Origin of the sequence: Scytonema millei VB511283 (genome assembly GCF_000817735.3) — a bacterium.
GTDB classification, from domain to species: domain Bacteria; phylum Cyanobacteriota; class Cyanobacteriia; order Cyanobacteriales; family Chroococcidiopsidaceae; genus Chroococcidiopsis; species Chroococcidiopsis millei_B.
Genome location: NZ_JTJC03000006.1, coordinates 209,209 through 226,508, shown reverse-complemented (window position 1 = coordinate 226,508; position 17,300 = coordinate 209,209). Strand labels below are relative to the sequence as shown.

Genomic DNA, 17,300 nt, shown 5'->3' with positions numbered 1-17,300 from the left:
GGGTGTGAATGAATTCACGTTTGTTTATTTTAGGTTTTTCCCTCCCCAGAAAGGGAATTTTTCTTCACTTATATGAGGTGACGATCGCCTGAAATCAACCTGGTCAGCTTTTAGATTAGAACGTTTTGGGTTCTTTACACCGCTATATTAAGAAGTGTGTAGTTTTCTCAATCTCAATACCGTCGAATGTAGCCTTGCATACAACATAAGTACCGAGAAAAGTTATAAATTTTGTAACAAATACTGAATTTATGTGAGAGGCGATCGCGTTTTGTAGAATTAAGGGTAGGGAGGCGATCGCGTTAGGTTAAAGTTTGAGCCAGCCAAACAATTCATCTACTGTTAAACGTAAACTTGCTACTAAGTCAGGAACGGGTAGCACTTGATTCGGTTCTTGCAACAATTGCGGTTGCTGTCCTAGAGGATAAACTAAAAGCGAGCGCTCGTCAGGATCGACTAGCCATCCCATTTGGCTACCATGACCCAGACAATGAAGAATATTCCCAGTTACTTTAGTTTGGTTTTGGTCTGGGGAGAGAATTTCTATCGTCCAGTCTGGAGCAGCCTGAAATACATTCGCAACATCTCCATTTTCATCCACAGGTATTCTATCCCAGGCAAAGACAGCTACATCCGGTACGATTGAGCGTCCGCCAAAGGTACAACGTAGTTCAGGAAAAGCTACAGCAATGCGCTGAGGCTTCACAAGAATGTTGATTGTGGATACTAATTCGCCTTGAATTATGCTGTGTTTTCCTTGGGGCATAGGTTTTTGAATAATTCGTCCGTCAATATACTCGCTAGCTGGTTTTGTTTCTGGTAGCTTCAGAAACTCTTCTAAAGTCAGCTTTTCTACTGCTATCTGTGTCATACATTGCTCCTAGTAATAGCAATATCTGCTTTGTTTGCGATCGCTAAACTTGAATGATGTCGAAAGTATCGCGATCGCAAATACGATAAAATAGGAAGTCAGAATCAATTGTGAGAATTTGCTTATATCCCGTCTTCTCAGCAACCAAAACTAAGGTTGCATCAGCTAAATCCATCGGTCGATCGCGATACTGCTCCATCACTTTTAATAGGCGATCGTAATCGTTTTCCTGAATTTCATGAATCACTAGCAGTTTATCTAACAGAAGCTGTCCCAACTGTTTTTGCATATTCCATCCGCCACGATGGAGAGCGAGATACATAGCTTCTGTCAGGCAAGACCAAGTTGTAATCAGTGGAGATGCAAGACGTAAAATTGCATTTCTATAAGCACTATGCTGAGGTTGAGTGCGATCTACCAAACACAGCAAGACTCCAGCATCGCAGAAAATCACAGTTCTAGACCTTGTTGCCGATATTTGTCTAGTAAGAGTTGCTGATATTCTCTAGCTGGTTCATTTGAGGTTACTTCCAATCGCTCGACGGATTCAAACCATTTTGCCCAAGCTTCAGCAGTATTTGATTGTATCTTATTTGATATCACAATTTTTACAGTTTCAACTTGTAATAATTCTTGCTGATATTCTTCAGGAATCACGATATTGCCATTCTCAACTTTGGCTTGAAATTCAACGCTAGACACGTTCGATCCTCCCAGGCACTATACTACTTCTTGTTCTCAGGATAACCGATCGCCCCGACAGCGCGATCGCAAAATCCGATATCCTTCTCTAAAAGCGATAACTACGTTAAGCTTCGCTAACGCATTTTTAGCTCATATCAAAAGTAAGTAATAAGTTAAAACCTATGGCTACACAAACAAGCTTATCCTTTAATACAAAAATGCTTGTATAACATTTTCTTTAGTACATCACTACTACACTTTACAAAGTTATCCTCAGACTCATTTACTTGTGGTTTACCAATTTGGTCGCTCAATTCAGACAGAAAAGCTTTGTCATGAACTAAATTGGATACCTTCTGCGATAACTTTTGTTCTTCATTAATTGAGAGAAATGGAGAGGATATTATGCAAGAAGCCGCAGTTAGAGAGTATTGAATACTTGCAAGAGTAGTAGTTGATGCAGGCAAATTTTGATTCGGTGACTCTTGAGCTTTATCCATAAAGTCTTTAAAGCTACTCATCTTTATTTTTTCCTTTACTTCTGTAAGATCTATGGAAACTACGTAGTAACTCTGTCATTGCTTGAATAATTGCTTCAATAATTTCACGTTTTGCAGTTTCCGGCAAACGGTTCCATAGGCTCCAAATCTATTGAGTCACCCAGGAGAGGAAATTAAATATGATCGACATACTTGGATACAGTACATAAACACTAGTCGATTAAACTATTCGTTCAACCAAGAGACAGCTAACCAAACTTGCTTATTTATAGTGTTCCCCAAACTAAAGAAGATTAATCACTATTGAATATAAATTAGTTGTCTTTCGTATTCGTCATAGTTTGAATTAGGCAATTGCCCAATAGTACCTGTGTCACGGTATCCGCTACAATATATGGATACTGCCCTAGTTAATATCTAATTCAAGCTCACGAAGAAGCGATCGCTAGAGGTACAAAACTGTCCTTAAACCTTCATCTACTTCTTCTTGTAAACTCGCGGGTAACGAACCAACACGCTCGGTTAAAAAGGCTTTATCTACAGTGAATATCTGAGAGACATTAGCAACTGAATCTCTAGACAAATCTGTGATATTTTGCGGTAATAAAACATTGCCTGGTGCGTTTGCCAGTTCGATATTATGAAGTGATAATAACAACAATAACTGTCCTCAAAAGACTTTGCGTAAAAGTATCATCCTGAATAATTAAAACAGGTCTACGATAGCCTGGTTCTGAACCAACTGGGTTCGGTAAGTCTGCCCACCAAATCTCGCCGCGATACACTACCAATCCTCACGCGGTAGAGACAGATATTGCATTTTTTCCATCACTGGGTCTAACTCTGAAGATTCTTTAGAATATACCTCATTCAGTTTCGCTAAAATTTGTTCTTTGTTATATCGTCGCAAATATGCTTTCAATGCTTCAGTATAAAGTTCGCTCCGAGACATTCCTAATTGTTGAGCAAGTGCTTCAGCTTTTTCAAAAATTGCACCTGGAAGAGAAATAGCGGTTTTCACAACTAACTCCTCAAAGTAGTCGATTTATCTCAGTTATACCAGTTTCATACTCTAAACTACTAAGACTACTATGTTGTTTCATATTTGATTCGCTCGCCCGACAGCAGACAACAGCTTTACTTGAACTACATTTTCACTTTTTAACTTTTGACTTGCTTAGCACCTGTAACCCGTATTCCGCTACACTACATTGATGCTGCCCTCATAGCCCATCCATGTCAGACTCCCACATTAGTGCTGCTGTCGCTAAACTCTACGATACGTATCCCTTTCCTCCAGAACCGCTACTCGACGAACCGCCCCCTGGCTATAACTGGCGCTGGAATTGGCTAGCCGCCTATAGCTTCTGTACCGGACAAAAACCGCAAAAACAAGATATCCGCATTCTCGATGCTGGCTGCGGTACGGGGGTAGGAACGGAATATTTAGTCCACCTCAACCCTCACGCCCAAGTTGTAGGAATCGATTTAAGTGCGGGTGCTTTGGCTGTGGCGCGGGAACGCTGTCAGCGTTCGGGTGCAAATCGCGTTGAGTTTCATCACCTGAGTTTGTACGACGCGGAACAACTACCAGGGGAATTCGATTTAATTAACTGCGTGGGAGTGCTGCACCACTTACCAGATCCGATCCGTGGGATTCAAGCCATTGCATCTAAACTCGCCCCAGGTGGAATCATGCACATTTTCGTGTATGGAGAATTGGGGCGCTGGGAAATCAAATTAATGCAACAGGCGATCGCACTCCTGCAAAATGATAAGCAGGGCGATTACCGCGATGGTGTCCAAATTGGTAGAAAACTATTCGCTTCTTTACCAGAAAACAATCGGATTGTCAAACGCGAACGATCGCGCTGGGCGATGGAAAATCAGCGAGATGAATGTTTTGCAGATATGTACGTTCATCCGCAAGAGATTGACTACAATATTGATACTTTATTCGATTTAATTGATGCTTCTGGGTTAACTTTCTTGGGCTTTTCTAACCCGAATTTCTGGCAAATCGAACGACTTTTGGGCAAAGATCCGAGTTTATTGGAAAGAAGTAACGCATTGAGCGATCGCAACACATATCGTTTAATCGAACTATTAGATCCAGAAGTTACCCATTACGAATTTTTCTTGGGTCGTCCGCCGCTACCGCAAGCCGATTGGTCGTCAGATGCAGCCTTACTCGCAGCTATTCCCGAACTAAATCCTTGTATAGACGGCTTTCCGAGTCGCTGCTTATTTAACTACGACTACCAAATAGTCAATTTAACAGAAACCGAACTGGAATTTTTACAGGCTTGCGATCGCAAGTTAACAATCGGTGAAATTTTAGCTAACGTAGAACTGGGCTTAGAAGGAGTGCGATCGCTCCTTTCCCAACAATTAATCGTACTTTCGCCTGGTTAACTCTTTTTTAAGTATTGTTACCGCAACGTGGTATGATTCTACGTGGCTCATTAGAGTCGAAACATTAGCGTCAGCGTCATTTGCGAGTTTTTGTGAACTTGTCAGACGAATCAACAACACCAACACCTGCAACTGAGGAATCTCAACCTGGTTCCACTACCACACAAGAAAAGACTTCCTCAATGCAAGAGTTTTATCAACTCTTCCAAGGATTATTGTCAATCACCCTTGGATTGACGGGGGTTATTTTTATCTCCGTGTGGATTTTCTATTCCCTCAACACTGCCCTGAACTATTTGCTCGGAGCAGTCACAGGTATGGTTTACTTAAAAATGTTGGCTAGAGACGTTGAGCGGCTAGGTCAAGAAAAAAGACAACTGAGTAAATCTCGGTTTGCCATATTTATTGGAGTGATTGTAGTCGCAACTCAATTGCGTCAACTACAGATTCTGCCGATATTCTTGGGGTTTCTGACTTACAAAGCCACACTCATCATCTATACGATTCAATCTGCTTTCATTCCTAACTCTAAATAAGTTAGGAAACCGCAAAATTAATCGCCCCATTCTCGCTTTTTGGGAAAACTGCTTGAATGCAAATGCTTAGCGTCACAAACACCTTTAATTTATTCCCTCTTGCCTCGTTGGAAGTAGGTCAACATTTTTTATGGCAATTGGGCAATCTCAAAATTCATGGGCAAGTTTTTCTCACCTCGTGGTTTGTGATTGGCATTCTAGTAGTTGCTTCCATAGCAGCTACTCGGAACATCCAGAAAGTTCCTAGTGGTATCCAAAATTTAATGGAATACGCGCTAGAATTCATTCGGGATTTGACCAAGAATCAGATTGGTGAGAAAGAGTATCGTCCTTGGGTTCCATTTATTGGCACGCTATTTCTGTTCATTTTCGTATCGAATTGGTCTGGTGCTTTAATTCCCTGGCGGTTAATTAAGTTGCCATCAGGTGAATTAGCCGCTCCAACTAACGATATTAATACAACAGTAGCGCTGGCGTTGTTAACCTCTTTAGCGTACTTTTACGCGGGTTTTAGCAAACGCGGTTTAGGGTACTTTAAAAAGTATATTGAGCCAACGCCAATTCTGTTACCGATCGCAATTTTGGAAGATTTCACCAAACCTCTTTCTCTAAGCTTCCGACTATTTGGTAACATTTTAGCGGATGAATTAGTAGTAGCGGTTTTAGTTCTACTCGTACCTCTGTTTGTACCTCTGCCAGTGATGGCATTAGGTTTGTTTACTAGTGCGATCCAAGCCCTGGTTTTTGCTACCCTCGCAGCAGCATACATTCATGAGGCAATGGAGGGTCATGGTGGTGAAGAACATGAGGCTCATTAGAGCAACTCATGATGCATCAGAAGTCAGAAGTCAGAATTAATTGATAACTGATAACTGAAAAAGAAGTCAGAAGTCAGAATTAATTGATAACTGATAGCTGATAACTGATAACTGATAACGTTGTGTACTCAAAGTAAGGAAAATCAAAATGGATCCATTAGTTTCTGCTGCTTCAGTTCTAGCTGCCGCATTAGCAATCGGTTTAGCTGCAATCGGTCCTGGTATCGGTCAAGGAAATGCTGCGGGTCAAGCAGTAGAAGGTATTGCTCGTCAACCCGAAGCAGAAGGAAAAATTCGCGGTACTCTGCTGTTGACTCTAGCATTCATGGAATCGCTAACCATTTACGGTTTGGTAATTGCCTTAGTATTACTGTTTGCTAATCCCTTTTCCTAAAACCTAAATTCTTATCTTTAGTAGAGACGCTCTTAAGAACGTCTCTACAACTGAGTGAGAACTTTTTTCAATTCAGATCGCGTGTAAATTGCCTCTCAAACAACAGAGGATTTTTAGAATATGAAAGGGTGGATGATGTTGCTTGGCATGAAAACAGCCATTCAAGCCAAAGGGGAGAAATAATGTTTGATTTTGATGCTACCTTGCCCTTAATGGCGTTGCAGTTCCTACTGTTGGCATCTGTATTGAATGTCATTTTCTACAAGCCACTAACAAAGGCACTGGACGACCGCGATAATTACGTCCGCACGAACAATGTTGAAGCAAAAGAACGCTTGGCAAAAGCAGAGCGATTAGCAAAAGAATACGAGCAGCAAATAGCAGATGCTCGCAGACAATCGCAAAAAGTTGTTGCCGACGCTCAAGCAGATGCACAAAAAATAGCGGCGGACAAAATAGCAGAGGCACAGAAAGAAGCCCAAGCACAACGAGAACAAGCAGCTCAAGAAATTGAGCAACAACAACAGGAAGCTATGGCTTCGTTGCAGCAACAGGTAGATGCCCTCAGTCGCCAAATCGTAGGAAAGCTGTTAGGAACAGTAACCAGTTGAACAGTGACCAGTGACCAGTGACCAATGACCAGTTAATTCTAATTTCTGACTCCTGGCTCCTGACTCATAACTGATAACTGACAACTGATAACTGACAACTGAAAAAGTGGATGGGATATGATGGGAAGTTTTATCTGGTTGGTGACACAAGGTAGCCCACTCCTTGCTGAAGCAGCAGAAGCAGAAGCAGAAGCAGGCGGGTTTGGTCTTAATTTTGATATTTTAGAAACAAACCTAATTAACCTGGCTATTCTTGTTGGCGTACTAGTATATTTTGGCAGCAAGGTAGTCGGAAAAACCTTGAGCGATCGCCGCGAACGCATAGAAACAGAAATTGTAGCGGCAGAAAACCGCGCCAAAGAAGCAGCAGCAGCACTGCAAAAACAGCAGCAAAGATTGACAGAAGCTCAGGCGGAAGCAGAAAGAATTCGCCAAAGCGCGACCACAAATGCTCAGCAAGCCAAAGAGCAAATCTTGGCTCAGGTGGGAGTAGATATTCAACGCTTAAAAGAGACAGCAACGCAAGATTTAAACACAGCAAGAGAACGAGCGATCGCTCAACTGCGAGCTTCTGTAGTTGCAATGGCTTTACAAAAGGTAGAATCCCAGTTGGAATCGGGATTAGACGAAAATATCCAACAACAAACAATCGATCGCAGCATAGCACTACTAGGAGGCAGTAAATGAGCAGTAATGCCATGAACGAACAGGTAGTGCAGCCTTACGCCCAGGCATTGATGTCTGTGGCGCGTAGTAATAACCTCACGGAACAATTCGGCGAAGATGCCCGTACTTTAACTACTTTGTTGCGGGAATCAGAGCAATTTCGTAACTTTCTCGCTAACCCCTTCGTCAGCATCAGCGACAAGAAGGCAGTATTGGGACGAGTTGTCGGCGATAATGTCAACCCCTACATGCGTAACTTCTTAATGCTGTTGGTAGACCGCCGCCGCATTATTTTGCTAGAAGGGATTTGTCAACAATATCTCGCCCTGCTGCGGGAACTGAATCAAACTGTTTTAGCCGAAGTTACTTCCGCTGTCGAACTGACTGAAGCACAAAAGCAAGCTGTGCGGGATAAAGTTATTGCTATGACCAACGCCCGTCAGGTAGAACTAGAAACAAGAATCGACCGGAGCTTAATCGGTGGTGCGATCGTCAAAGTTGGTTCTCAAGTGATCGACGCTAGTATCAGAGGACAACTGCGCCGCCTTTCTTTACGTTTGACAAGTGGCACTTAATGAGGGGCTAGGGGCGCTTGGGCTAGGGGCTAGAGAGAGAAAATTTTGAATTTTCCCGACTCCCGACTCCCGACTCCCGACTCCCGACTCCTGACTCCCAAATTCCTAAACACAAACTCACCATGATCAGTATCAGACCTGACGAAATCAGCAGTATTATTCAGCAGCAAATCGAGCAATACGACCAAGAAGTTAAAGTTGCTAACGTTGGTACGGTATTGCAAGTAGGAGATGGTATTGCCCGGATCTATGGCTTAGAAAAAGCTATGGCTGGCGAACTCCTAGACTTTGAAGATGGAACCGTTGGTATCGCCCTGAACCTAGAAGAAGACAACGTAGGTGCGGTATTGATGGGTGAAGGTCGCGACATCCAAGAAGGCAGTTCCGTTACCGCTACAGGTAAAATTGCTCAGGTTCCAGTTGGAGAAGCCACAATCGGACGTGTTGTGGATGCTCTCGGTCGTCCGATTGATGGTAAGGGAGATATAAATACTTCTGACTTCCGTTTGATCGAGTCTGGCGCACCTGGTATCGTAGCGCGGCGTTCGGTATACGAACCAATGCAAACAGGAATTACCGCAATCGATGCAATGATTCCCGTAGGTAGAGGACAGCGGGAATTAATTATCGGTGACAGACAAACAGGTAAAACCGCGATCGCGATTGACACGATCATCAACCAGAAAACCGAAGATGTAATCTGTGTATACGTTGCGATCGGACAAAAAGCTTCCACCGTTGCTAATGTAGTCCAGACCTTACAAGAGAAGGGCGCAATGGACTACACCATCGTCGTTGCAGCTAACGCCAGCGACTCTGCTACCCTCCAGTACCTCGCGCCATACACGGGGGCAGCATTGGCAGAGTACTTCATGTACAAAGGCAAGGCAACTCTAATCATTTACGATGACTTGTCCAAGCAAGCCGCTGCTTATCGCCAAATGTCATTGTTACTGCGTCGTCCACCAGGACGGGAAGCATACCCAGGAGACGTATTCTACCTCCACTCCCGCTTGTTAGAACGTGCGGCAAAACTCAGCACCGAACTCGGTGAAGGTAGCATGACAGCCCTACCAATTATCGAAACCCAAGCAGGGGACGTATCGGCTTATATTCCGACCAACGTAATTTCGATTACAGACGGTCAAATCTTCTTGACTTCCGACCTATTTAATGCTGGTATTCGTCCGGCGATTAACCCTGGTATTTCCGTATCGCGGGTAGGTTCGGCAGCTCAGACCAAGGCAATGAAAAAAGTTGCTGGTAAGCTGAAATTGGAATTGGCACAGTTTGACGAATTGCAAGCTTTCTCGCAATTTGCCTCCGACTTGGATAAAGCCACCCAAGACCAATTGGCACGGGGTGTACGCTTGCGGGAGTTGTTGAAACAGCCGCAAAACTCGCCATTAGGGGTATTTGAGCAAGTAGCAATCCTCTACGCTGGGATTAACGGCTATATGGACGATATCGCCGTAGATAAAGTCACCACCTTCACCAAAGGACTGCGGGAATACCTGAAAACCAGCAAACCCAAGTACGGTGAAATCATCCGCAGCGAGAAGCAACTTACCGATGAAGCCGAGAAGTTATTGAAAGAAGCAATTACCGAATACAAACAAACCTTCTTAGCAACAGCGTAGGTAATGGGTAATGGTTGACAGTTGACAGTTGACGGTTGACGGTTAACTGTCAACTGTCAACTACCAACTACCAACTACCAACTACCAATTACCAAAAGACGATGGCTAACCTCAAACTAATCCGCGATCGCATTCAGTCGGTCAAAAATACGAAAAAAATTACAGAAGCGATGCGTCTGGTGGCAGCGGCTAGGGTGCGTCGCGCTCAAGAACAGGTACTTTCTACTCGTCCGTTTGCCGATCGCTTGGCACAAGTACTGTATAATCTACAAACTCGCTTGCAGTTTGAAGATGTCAGCCTACCGCTATTCAAAAAACGAGACATTCGCTCCATTGGTTTGCTGGTAATTACAGGCGATCGCGGTTTGTGCGGTGCTTATAATACCAACGTAATTAAACGGGCAGAAAATCGCGCTAAAGAACTTCAAGCTGAAGGCTTGGAATACAAATATATCCTTGTCGGACGCAAAGCCATCCAGTATTTTCAACGCCGCAACCAACCCATTGATGCAACGTATACGGGTTTAGAGCAAATTCCTACAGCAGCAGAAGCTTCTAATATTGCTGACGAGTTGCTTTCCCTATTTTTGTCGGAAAGCGTAGACAGAGTTGAGTTAATTTATACCAAATTCGTCTCGTTAGTGAGTTCTCGCCCAGTGGTACAAACTCTGTTACCATTAGACGCTCAAGGTTTTGAAGCCGCAGACGATGAAGTTTTCCGGCTGACTACCCGTGGTGGTGAATTTGAAGTGGAAAGACAGAAAGTTTCTGCCACTGCACGGAGTTTTCCCAAGGATATGCTATTCGAGCAAGATCCCGTACAAATTCTCGATGCTTTGTTGCCTTTGTACCTGAATAACCAACTATTGCGAGCATTGCAAGAATCTGCTGCCAGCGAATTAGCGGCGCGGATGACAGCTATGAACAACGCCAGCGATAACGCCAGCGAATTGATCAATACCCTCACCCTGTCTTACAACAAAGCACGGCAAGCCGCCATTACCCAGGAAATTCTGGAAGTTGTCGGCGGTGCGGAAGCTTTGAAATAAGATCTCCCCTGCCCCCTTAACAAGGGGGGTGTTTATTTATTTGTCTTCCTTACCAAGGAGGTATTTTTTCGCCCCCCTTACCAAGCCACTCGTCTACTATCTCCTTACTGAGGGGGTATTTTTCTTTGTTCCCCTTAAAAAGGGGGGTTGGGGGGATCGTTTTTTGGATCTGCCTGCCAAAATCTCCATAGCGGCTTATAATAGGAGAATAAGTACATGGGGCTTTCAAGGTTTCGACAGGTTGGCGAAAGCTGCTCTGCGATCAGGTCGAGAGCGAGTCTCCTCTCGTAAATCAAAGACTCAAAAAAACGTAACTGCGAACAACATCGTTCCTTTTGCTCGTAAGGCTGCTCCTGTAGCTGCCTAATAATCTCTCAAAGATTCGAGCGCTTGTAGTTTGACTCCGTTAAGGACTACAGGCAAACCCCAACGGATGCTCTAGCAAGGTTTCTTCGATTTACTTGCTAGCTAAGACTTAATCGAAGCATCCTACGTGCGGGATAATGCACGATCCCCGTCTTGAGGGTCAGAAAGGCTAAGCCTGCGAACGAGTAGGGGGTTAATACCCAATTTGGACACGGGTTCGATTCCCGTAAGCTCCACTTAAAAACCAACACTGTGTTACCCACCTTGAAGTTAGATTCGGGGTGGGTGATTTTTTGGCGTAACTCTAAATATAAAATGGTGCGATCGCCACCGCAATAATACAGATTTTTCCCAACAGCGTCTTAAATTATTTCCGCAATCTTCACCAAGAAGATTAGCTGTTGCTTGTGGCAATGTTAATCTAGCAGACTTGCGAGCGGTCTTGACTAGTACTGCTAATTGTACTGGGTTCGTCAGCTATGAGAACTTGTCTGAAGTTTACTGTATAATTTCGCATCTGAGAATTTCTATGAATTTCCAATTTAACTTGTTAAAGTTTCCACTATGGCAATATTTGACTCAGCCTATATTTGATGCCAATACAAAATTAGTTCTCCATCCTCAACAGTTTGAAGCGCAACATAGAATCCAGCTTTTAGAGCGTTGCTGGTGTAAAGAGTATGACTCGAAGGATAGTTTTTTTAATAAGTAGGACGGGTGAAAAAATCGTATAATTCTAAAGTTTAGTAAGCGGGTGATGGGACTCGAACCCACGACATCGACCTTGGGAAGGTAGCGTTCTACCACTGAACTACACCCGCAACTTAGCTCGGCTACGTCCATCATCTCATATCCTGCATCAAGTTAGCTACCGGATAGCTACCGACATTTCCAATTTTTCACTACCTTCATGCATTCCTTTGTTGCCTTTAGGTGTTCCTGATTTTCCTTAACGTGTTCCTGCGAAGCTTTGATAAACTCCTCTGTTGAGTTCTCATTTTGCTTCCTAGCAGCCTGGGCGTGTTTCAGTGAAGCATCAGCATGTTTTTGAGCCGCCTCACCGTATTTTTCGATTAACTCTCCGTGCGTACTTTGTGGCTGTCCAAGATTTTGTAGGAGCTTTCCAGTTTCTTTCGTATACTTAGCTTGTTTCTGTGAGGCTATGGCGTGTTTCTCAGCCGCCTTTGCATTCTCTTCTGACACCCCAGACATAACCTATCTATAGATAACTGAGTTTGTCTAGTGTAGCCCTGGTGTCTGCTTCTGCTCATCTGGCAATCGGCTGATTATTTGATATGCACCAATAAAATTCCCACCAACTAGCGTTGCGGTAGGAACGGCTGGTAGGAAGGACATGAAAAACCTATATTGTTGCCTTATCCAATACTTATTTACTAATAGGCAATTTTCATTAACCAATAGGCTGAACTCTTTGTCACAAGTGGTTGTTAATTAGAACACATACTAATTTTTACAGTATATACTCTATTGCCTAGTTTTTGCTGGAGAGATAGTAACGAATAAGGTTTTCTAACTCATCAATGCTGTAAGGCTTGGTAACGCATTCTAGACAACCTCCTTCTAGAAATCGTTGTTGACATTCTGCCCTAGTAATAGCAGTAACAGCAACGATGGGAATATCCTTTGTTCGAGGATTTTTTTGAAGACTTTTGACAACTTCTACACCACTGATGCCAGGTAACATCATATCCAACAGAATCATGTCTGGGTGGTATTGTTGTGCAAGATTTATTGCTGTTTCACCATCCTCAGCAGTGATGAAAGAACATTCAACGAATTGAAGTAGTTGAGTAAGTAACTCTAAATTATCTTCATCATCGTCAACTGCTAAGACTATTGGATGCTTTAGACAGCATTGTAAATTGCAATTTTCCTTCATGTTGAAAATCGCCAATTGAAGACGCACCCTCATGACACGAAAATAACTAAATCCTCTATCTAAAGCAATACATCATTAGATAGGTTTAAGCTGTTAGGTCAACAGTATATTATGGTACATCATCCATTGGGTTAGCAAGCACCTATTTTGAGGTTGCTAGAAGCCTCTTTAAGGCTCATTGTGTCAACCCCTTGACCGCATTTAATGTCAATAGGTTTCGCTTTGAAGTCAACACCCAGATATCAATTGGGGTGGCGATGCTAGAGATGCTTCCCGACAAGATTCTTTCTTTTCTGCATCATCCTAGCAAAAATAGCAAGTGCCTGAATAAATGCATTGTAGCTACTCTTGGAGATTCAAAAAGAGATTATCTGCTCGCTGCTGAGACTAGTCTTATGTTATGCTGCTGACGAAAATCTCTGTGAGAATTGGGGCTGCCAAATATGGGTGCAGCGATCGCCCGTCATGTCATAACTGTATTAACAGCTAGCAGCTTGTTTGTCGCTCAACCAACATTAGCAATCCCTGCGAGCGAATACCGTGCCTTGGGATTATCCTATCGTGCTGCGGCAAAATATCCAGAGGCGATCGCGGCTTTGCAAAAGTCTGTAGAACTCGAACCGCAAAATCTCTCTGGACGAGTTTTGTTAGGCTGGACGCAACACCTAGCCGGACAAAAAGAAGCGGCGGCTGAGTCTTTAATTCAAGTTTTATACTGCGATCCGAATTCTATTCCAGCTCTCAACGCTTTGGGAATTGTCTATTTAGTCGGTGGTAAATTGAATGCTGCTGTATTCGTTCACGCTTGGGCAGCAATTTTAGAGCCAAACAATGAGATTGCTTATTACAATCTCAGCTTAGCTTTTGAGCGATTGCAGTCCTACAAACCTGCGATTGGCGCAGCAAAACGCGCCGCCCAGCTAGAACCAACCAACCCTCATCCTTTAGTTGCTTTGAGTTTAGCCTACTGGCAGAAGGGCGATCGCGCTGCGGCTCAAGCTGCTTACCGACAAGCATACAATCTAGATGGGCGGTATCGCGATCGCGTTTTTCTCAACCATCTCCAGCAAGCTGGTTTCAGTCAGCAGCAGATTGAGATGACAAAACAAATTTTGGCTGCTCACAAATGACCAATGACAAACCTTATTTCTCCACTCCTGAATGCCCTACAAGCTCGCCCACAGGTTCAAATCGCCCGCCTAAGTATTTTGCTAAAAATTCCTCGGCTTTAGCATAGAAATGCAAGCGATTTTCGGGACGGGCAAAACCATGTCCCTCATCCGCGTACAGCAGATATTCAACTGGTCGATTCGACTGTCGCATTGCTGCCACAATTTGTTCGCTTTCTGCTTGTTTTACCCTCGGATCGTTGGCTCCCTGTCCAATTAACAAAGGTTTTTGGATGCGATCGCAGTAAAATAAGGGCGATCGCGATTTGAGAAATTCTGGTTCTGTCTCTAAATCTCCCAGGCGATGGGCAAACATAGCTTTCATCGGTTCCCAGTAAGGCGGAATACTCTGCATCAGCGTGATTAAATTGCTGGGACCGACAATATCAACTCCAGCTGCAAATACCTCTGGCGTGAAAGTTAACCCTGCTAGCGCCGCATAGCCACCGTAGGAACCACCCATAATCGCTACTTTTTGAGGGTCAGAAATCCCTTGTTCTACTAACCAATTGACTGCATCGATCAGATCGTCGTGCATTTTCGCGCCCCATTCGCGGTTTCCCGCATTCAGAAAAGCCTTACCGTAGCCAGTAGAACCGCGAAAATTGACTTGCAACACTGCGTAGCCTCGGTTCGCCAGCCATTGCACTTCTGGATCGTAACCCCACGTATCCCGCACCCAAGGACCTCCATGAACTAAAAGGATTGTCGGTAAGTTCTTGGCTGCAATTCCTACAGGTGTTGTGAGGTAGCCGTGAATAGTTAACCCATCTCTAGCAGGGTAAGAAATGGGTTGCATAGTTGCTAATTGCAACTCTTCGAGTTTGGGTTGGTTGCTAAAAAGTAAAACGCTACTTTTGGTCGCGCGATCGTATGTGTAATAGTAGACTGGTCCATTGTCAGTGATGTAAGCCACTAACCAAGTTTTATCCGCCAAGTCACGGCTAGTAATGTTGTATTCTCCAGGGCGGACTTGAGCAATTGCTGCTAAATCGGCGGCTATACTTTGGTCGAGAATTTGCCACTCTTGTTTGTCGCGGTAAAAGGAAACCGCTTGCAGAACATGAGAAGTTGGGTGAACGATGACACTATCAACATCGTATTCTGGATCTTCAGCAATAACGGTTTCTTGACGAGTTGCTAAGTTTAGGGCGAGGAGGCGTTGGGCGTTAGCATCGTGACTGCCGACAATATACAAAGTTTTGTCATCAGCGGAAAAACTAACAGCGTAGCCTTCATCCTCGGAACTCCAATGGCGCAAATTTTCCCAAGCTCCCTGTTGGGATTCGCGGTAAAGTAGGTCGTACCCACCATCAGCCGTAGCCGCGATCGCAGCTTGAACTTGAAACTGAGTATTCACAGTCCAAGAAACAATGTTACCTGGGTTTTCCGTGTCAAACTCTACTGCCCCATTTTTGAGGTTAATGCGGTAGACATCGTGCTTGCTTAAATCTGGTAAATTTAACCCCACCAAAAATTCATGCGGGAAGTTATGGTCTAAGGCGAGGGGTTGCGCCTGTATCCCTTGAAACGGAGTCAGGTCGCGGACGATATTCGTATTGATATTGACTGCATAACAGTGCCAATTTTCATCGCCATCGGCATCTTGGAGGTAGATTAACTGTTCGCCATCAAACGTCCAGAAGTACATGCGGACACCCCGTTTTTTATCCTGGGTTAGTTGGCGATCGTCTTGTTGTCCTACAGTACGCACCCACACTTGAAGGATATTTTTTTCATCTGGAGCAATATACGCTAAATACTTGCCATCTGGGGAGAGTTGAGGACGGGCGCGTTCTGGGTTGCCAAACAGAATTTCACGCGGAATCAACGGTGGTAGTTGCGTTTGAGGTTGACTAGCTGTTGTTGTCACCATACTTGCCTCCTGATAATTGCTCTATTGCGATCGCTCTTTTACGATTGTTACCGCAATTGAGCAGAAGCCGCAGGACGGTAGGACAAAACTTCTAAACCAATTGGCTCACCACTCACCCCATCCTGAATCAAAATTACACCGTCTCCAAGCTCAGTCCCAATTTGGTTCCTTCTGGGAACTTGCCAAAATACGCTTAATAGCTCTGTCTCTGGTTCGTAAAACACCTTTATTTGAGCCATACTGCTTCCCCCTCCTTAATTAGCCGTTGCCAGTAGTCTTCGGATGTTCTAACCTTAAATCCAAGCGGTGTACGTCACCACCTAGAAGCGAAGCCAGCGATCGACAGCAATCCCCAGAAAACTAGTACGCTGCCAACGCCAAACCAAAGTGACGGAATTTCTTGTAAAGCGACAGATGCAAATAACACTGCAAACATTGGCTCCAACAATAATATTGCAGTTGTCAGTAAGACTGGTAATCGCTGCGCTGCCACTGTATAGCACAAAAATGGTAAAGCAGTGGACAAAATTCCTAACCCTAATAATACGAGAACAACCTGTCGATCGATTTCGATTTCAATTGACGCTTGGAAGAAGACCGCACACAAAAAAGATAGAATACTTCCTAGTAAACAGGTGAGAAAAACAACATTTATCGGTTTTGGCGCAATGTTTTGCTTAGCAAATGCATTAAACCAAAGCGTATAGAGTGCGATTGAACCAGCAGCACCTAATGCCAAAAGGTAGCCTGCCAGAGTTTCCCAAGAGACAGCGCGATCGCTAGATAGCTGAGGGAGCATGATAACACTGACTCCAGCCATAGCCAGCAGCATTCCAAAACCTTCACTTCGTTTAACATCTAAGCGCACAACATATTTATAGGCAATGATAAATAAGGGTGAGGTTGTGAATAATAATGTCACTTCTCCCACAGGTGCTATTTGAAATGCTGTCGTACCTAAAACATAACCTCCAATCGCTGGTAAACTCAACCACCAGATCGGTGGCGTGCGAAGGGAACGAGTCAGATCGTGTCGGACACTTGGGGCTAGAAACAGTATCGGCAGCATTGCAACAGTGGCAACCAGAAAGCGACCTGCCAAAACTGCAAAAGCAGACCATCCTGGAAGCCAACGGACAAATACACCTACCATACCCCAAGTAGCTGCGGCACATAGAGCCGCCATTAAGCCTTGACCGTTCAGTTTGGGTTGAGTCATCTAGATTTCAT

General features: G+C 44.0%; 22 protein-coding genes, 1 tRNA gene and 1 other RNA gene. 11 read left to right on the top strand and 13 right to left on the bottom strand.

The window, feature by feature from the left end; translation table 11 throughout:
- Positions 1–307: 307 nt before the first annotated feature.
- From QH73_RS20600 to QH73_RS20575, 7 genes are all read right to left on the bottom strand, one after another.
- Positions 308–871, bottom strand: coding sequence for a Uma2 family endonuclease (locus QH73_RS20600; RefSeq protein ID WP_039713988.1), 564 nt, complete (start codon positions 869–871; stop codon positions 308–310).
- Positions 872–914: 43 nt separating this feature from the next.
- Positions 915–1,325, bottom strand: coding sequence for a type II toxin-antitoxin system VapC family toxin (locus QH73_RS20595; protein ID WP_039713989.1), 411 nt, complete (start codon positions 1,323–1,325; stop codon positions 915–917).
- The gene (locus QH73_RS20590) at positions 1,322–1,573 is read right to left on the bottom strand and encodes a hypothetical protein (RefSeq protein ID WP_052289823.1); all 252 of its coding nucleotides are present in this window, start codon (positions 1,571–1,573) and stop codon (positions 1,322–1,324) included. Before QH73_RS20590 ends, QH73_RS20595 begins: the two co-directional genes overlap by 4 nt.
- A 182-nt stretch (positions 1,574–1,755) precedes the next feature.
- Positions 1,756–2,076, bottom strand: a complete 321-nt coding sequence (locus QH73_RS20585; protein WP_052289824.1) for a hypothetical protein — start codon at positions 2,074–2,076, stop codon at positions 1,756–1,758.
- A gap of 424 nt (positions 2,077–2,500) precedes the next feature.
- On the bottom strand, positions 2,501–2,713 hold the full coding sequence (locus QH73_RS28940; protein ID WP_286194147.1) for a type II toxin-antitoxin system PemK/MazF family toxin: 213 nt from the start codon (positions 2,711–2,713) through the stop codon (positions 2,501–2,503).
- Positions 2,694–2,840 carry a type II toxin-antitoxin system PemK/MazF family toxin gene (locus QH73_RS28935; protein WP_309476516.1) on the bottom strand — a complete coding sequence of 49 codons (147 nt, stop codon included), beginning with the start codon at positions 2,838–2,840 and terminating at the stop codon, positions 2,694–2,696. Before QH73_RS28935 ends, QH73_RS28940 begins: the two co-directional genes overlap by 20 nt.
- Positions 2,840–3,076, bottom strand: a complete 237-nt coding sequence (locus tag QH73_RS20575) for a hypothetical protein (protein ID WP_039713991.1) — start codon at positions 3,074–3,076, stop codon at positions 2,840–2,842. The genes QH73_RS28935 and QH73_RS20575 overlap by 1 nt, the downstream gene beginning before the upstream one ends.
- Positions 3,077–3,291: 215 nt before the next feature.
- Here QH73_RS20575 and QH73_RS20570 point away from each other — a divergent pair, with 215 nt between their 5' ends.
- From QH73_RS20570 to ssrA, 10 genes are all read left to right on the top strand, one after another.
- Positions 3,292–4,470 (top strand): class I SAM-dependent methyltransferase, encoded by a 1,179-nt coding sequence (locus QH73_RS20570; protein WP_039713992.1) that lies wholly within the window; start codon positions 3,292–3,294, stop codon positions 4,468–4,470.
- A gap of 92 nt (positions 4,471–4,562) precedes the next feature.
- The gene (locus QH73_RS20565) at positions 4,563–5,006 is read left to right on the top strand and encodes an ATP synthase subunit I (RefSeq protein ID WP_039713993.1); all 444 of its coding nucleotides are present in this window, start codon (positions 4,563–4,565) and stop codon (positions 5,004–5,006) included.
- 56 nt (positions 5,007–5,062) lie between these two features.
- Complete coding sequence (atpB, locus tag QH73_RS20560) at positions 5,063–5,824, top strand: F0F1 ATP synthase subunit A (RefSeq protein ID WP_015156240.1); 762 nt, start codon at positions 5,063–5,065, stop codon at positions 5,822–5,824.
- A gap of 148 nt (positions 5,825–5,972) precedes the next feature.
- The gene (gene atpE / locus QH73_RS20555; protein ID WP_008233924.1) at positions 5,973–6,218 is read left to right on the top strand and encodes an ATP synthase F0 subunit C; all 246 of its coding nucleotides are present in this window, start codon (positions 5,973–5,975) and stop codon (positions 6,216–6,218) included.
- 182 nt (positions 6,219–6,400) lie between these two features.
- Complete coding sequence (locus tag QH73_RS20550; RefSeq protein WP_039713994.1) at positions 6,401–6,829, top strand: F0F1 ATP synthase subunit B'; 429 nt, start codon at positions 6,401–6,403, stop codon at positions 6,827–6,829.
- A 120-nt stretch (positions 6,830–6,949) separates the two neighbouring features.
- Entirely contained in the window at positions 6,950–7,516 is a 567-nt protein-coding gene (locus QH73_RS20545; protein WP_201278264.1) for a F0F1 ATP synthase subunit B, read from the top strand.
- Positions 7,513–8,070 carry an ATP synthase F1 subunit delta gene (atpH, locus tag QH73_RS20540; RefSeq protein ID WP_039713996.1) on the top strand — a complete coding sequence of 186 codons (558 nt, stop codon included), beginning with the start codon at positions 7,513–7,515 and terminating at the stop codon, positions 8,068–8,070. Before QH73_RS20545 ends, atpH begins: the two co-directional genes overlap by 4 nt.
- A gap of 122 nt (positions 8,071–8,192) precedes the next feature.
- Positions 8,193–9,710, top strand: a complete 1,518-nt coding sequence (atpA, locus tag QH73_RS20535; RefSeq protein ID WP_039713997.1) for a F0F1 ATP synthase subunit alpha — start codon at positions 8,193–8,195, stop codon at positions 9,708–9,710.
- Positions 9,711–9,811: 101 nt separating this feature from the next.
- Positions 9,812–10,759, top strand: a complete 948-nt coding sequence (locus tag QH73_RS20530) for a F0F1 ATP synthase subunit gamma (RefSeq protein WP_039713998.1) — start codon at positions 9,812–9,814, stop codon at positions 10,757–10,759.
- A 218-nt stretch (positions 10,760–10,977) separates the two neighbouring features.
- Positions 10,978–11,364, top strand: a transfer-messenger RNA (tmRNA) gene (ssrA, locus tag QH73_RS20525).
- A gap of 510 nt (positions 11,365–11,874) precedes the next feature.
- On the opposite strand, the gene QH73_RS20520 is transcribed toward ssrA, so the two are convergent.
- The 3 genes from QH73_RS20520 to QH73_RS20510 form a co-directional block, all read right to left on the bottom strand.
- Positions 11,875–11,946 (bottom strand) — tRNA-Gly (locus QH73_RS20520).
- 58 nt (positions 11,947–12,004) lie between these two features.
- Positions 12,005–12,337, bottom strand: coding sequence for a hypothetical protein (locus QH73_RS20515; RefSeq protein WP_039714000.1), 333 nt, complete (start codon positions 12,335–12,337; stop codon positions 12,005–12,007).
- A 280-nt stretch (positions 12,338–12,617) separates the two neighbouring features.
- On the bottom strand, positions 12,618–13,058 hold the full coding sequence (locus QH73_RS20510) for a response regulator (protein WP_236147103.1): 441 nt from the start codon (positions 13,056–13,058) through the stop codon (positions 12,618–12,620).
- Between the two features lie 395 nt (positions 13,059–13,453).
- Here QH73_RS20510 and QH73_RS20505 point away from each other — a divergent pair, with 395 nt between their 5' ends.
- Positions 13,454–14,155 (top strand): tetratricopeptide repeat protein, encoded by a 702-nt coding sequence (locus QH73_RS20505; RefSeq protein WP_236147102.1) that lies wholly within the window; start codon positions 13,454–13,456, stop codon positions 14,153–14,155.
- Between the two features lie 13 nt (positions 14,156–14,168).
- On the opposite strand, the gene QH73_RS20500 is transcribed toward QH73_RS20505, so the two are convergent.
- From QH73_RS20500 to QH73_RS20490, 3 genes are all read right to left on the bottom strand, one after another.
- A complete protein-coding gene (locus QH73_RS20500) occupies positions 14,169–16,070 on the bottom strand; it encodes a S9 family peptidase (RefSeq protein WP_039714002.1) in 1,902 nt (633 codons plus the stop codon).
- A gap of 47 nt (positions 16,071–16,117) precedes the next feature.
- Positions 16,118–16,309 (bottom strand): hypothetical protein, encoded by a 192-nt coding sequence (locus QH73_RS20495; RefSeq protein WP_039714003.1) that lies wholly within the window; start codon positions 16,307–16,309, stop codon positions 16,118–16,120.
- 74 nt (positions 16,310–16,383) lie between these two features.
- Complete coding sequence (locus QH73_RS20490; RefSeq protein WP_039714004.1) at positions 16,384–17,289, bottom strand: DMT family transporter; 906 nt, start codon at positions 17,287–17,289, stop codon at positions 16,384–16,386.
- Between the last annotated feature and the right edge of the window lie 11 nt (positions 17,290–17,300).

Excerpts from the sequence above, each read along its gene's own strand:
- QH73_RS20510 (WP_236147103.1), bottom strand. The coding sequence starts at position 13,058 with ATGAGGGTGCGTCTTCAATTGGCGATTTTCAACATGAAGGAAAATTGC.
- atpH (WP_039713996.1), top strand. The coding sequence starts at position 7,513 with ATGAGCAGTAATGCCATGAACGAACAGGTAGTGCAGCCTTACGCCCAG.
- QH73_RS20545 (WP_201278264.1), top strand. The coding sequence starts at position 6,950 with ATGGGAAGTTTTATCTGGTTGGTGACACAAGGTAGCCCACTCCTTGCT.
- QH73_RS20530 (WP_039713998.1), top strand. The coding sequence starts at position 9,812 with ATGGCTAACCTCAAACTAATCCGCGATCGCATTCAGTCGGTCAAAAAT.
- QH73_RS20600 (WP_039713988.1), bottom strand. The coding sequence starts at position 871 with ATGACACAGATAGCAGTAGAAAAGCTGACTTTAGAAGAGTTTCTGAAG.
- QH73_RS20500 (WP_039714002.1), bottom strand. The coding sequence starts at position 16,070 with ATGGTGACAACAACAGCTAGTCAACCTCAAACGCAACTACCACCGTTG.
- atpA (WP_039713997.1), top strand. The coding sequence starts at position 8,193 with ATGATCAGTATCAGACCTGACGAAATCAGCAGTATTATTCAGCAGCAA.
- atpB (WP_015156240.1), top strand. The coding sequence starts at position 5,063 with ATGCAAATGCTTAGCGTCACAAACACCTTTAATTTATTCCCTCTTGCC.
- QH73_RS20585 (WP_052289824.1), bottom strand. The coding sequence starts at position 2,076 with ATGAGTAGCTTTAAAGACTTTATGGATAAAGCTCAAGAGTCACCGAAT.
- QH73_RS20515 (WP_039714000.1), bottom strand. The coding sequence starts at position 12,337 with ATGTCTGGGGTGTCAGAAGAGAATGCAAAGGCGGCTGAGAAACACGCC.
- atpE (WP_008233924.1), top strand. The coding sequence starts at position 5,973 with ATGGATCCATTAGTTTCTGCTGCTTCAGTTCTAGCTGCCGCATTAGCA.
- QH73_RS20495 (WP_039714003.1), bottom strand. The coding sequence starts at position 16,309 with ATGGCTCAAATAAAGGTGTTTTACGAACCAGAGACAGAGCTATTAAGC.
- QH73_RS20570 (WP_039713992.1), top strand. The coding sequence starts at position 3,292 with ATGTCAGACTCCCACATTAGTGCTGCTGTCGCTAAACTCTACGATACG.
- QH73_RS20490 (WP_039714004.1), bottom strand. The coding sequence starts at position 17,289 with ATGACTCAACCCAAACTGAACGGTCAAGGCTTAATGGCGGCTCTATGT.
- QH73_RS20550 (WP_039713994.1), top strand. The coding sequence starts at position 6,401 with ATGTTTGATTTTGATGCTACCTTGCCCTTAATGGCGTTGCAGTTCCTA.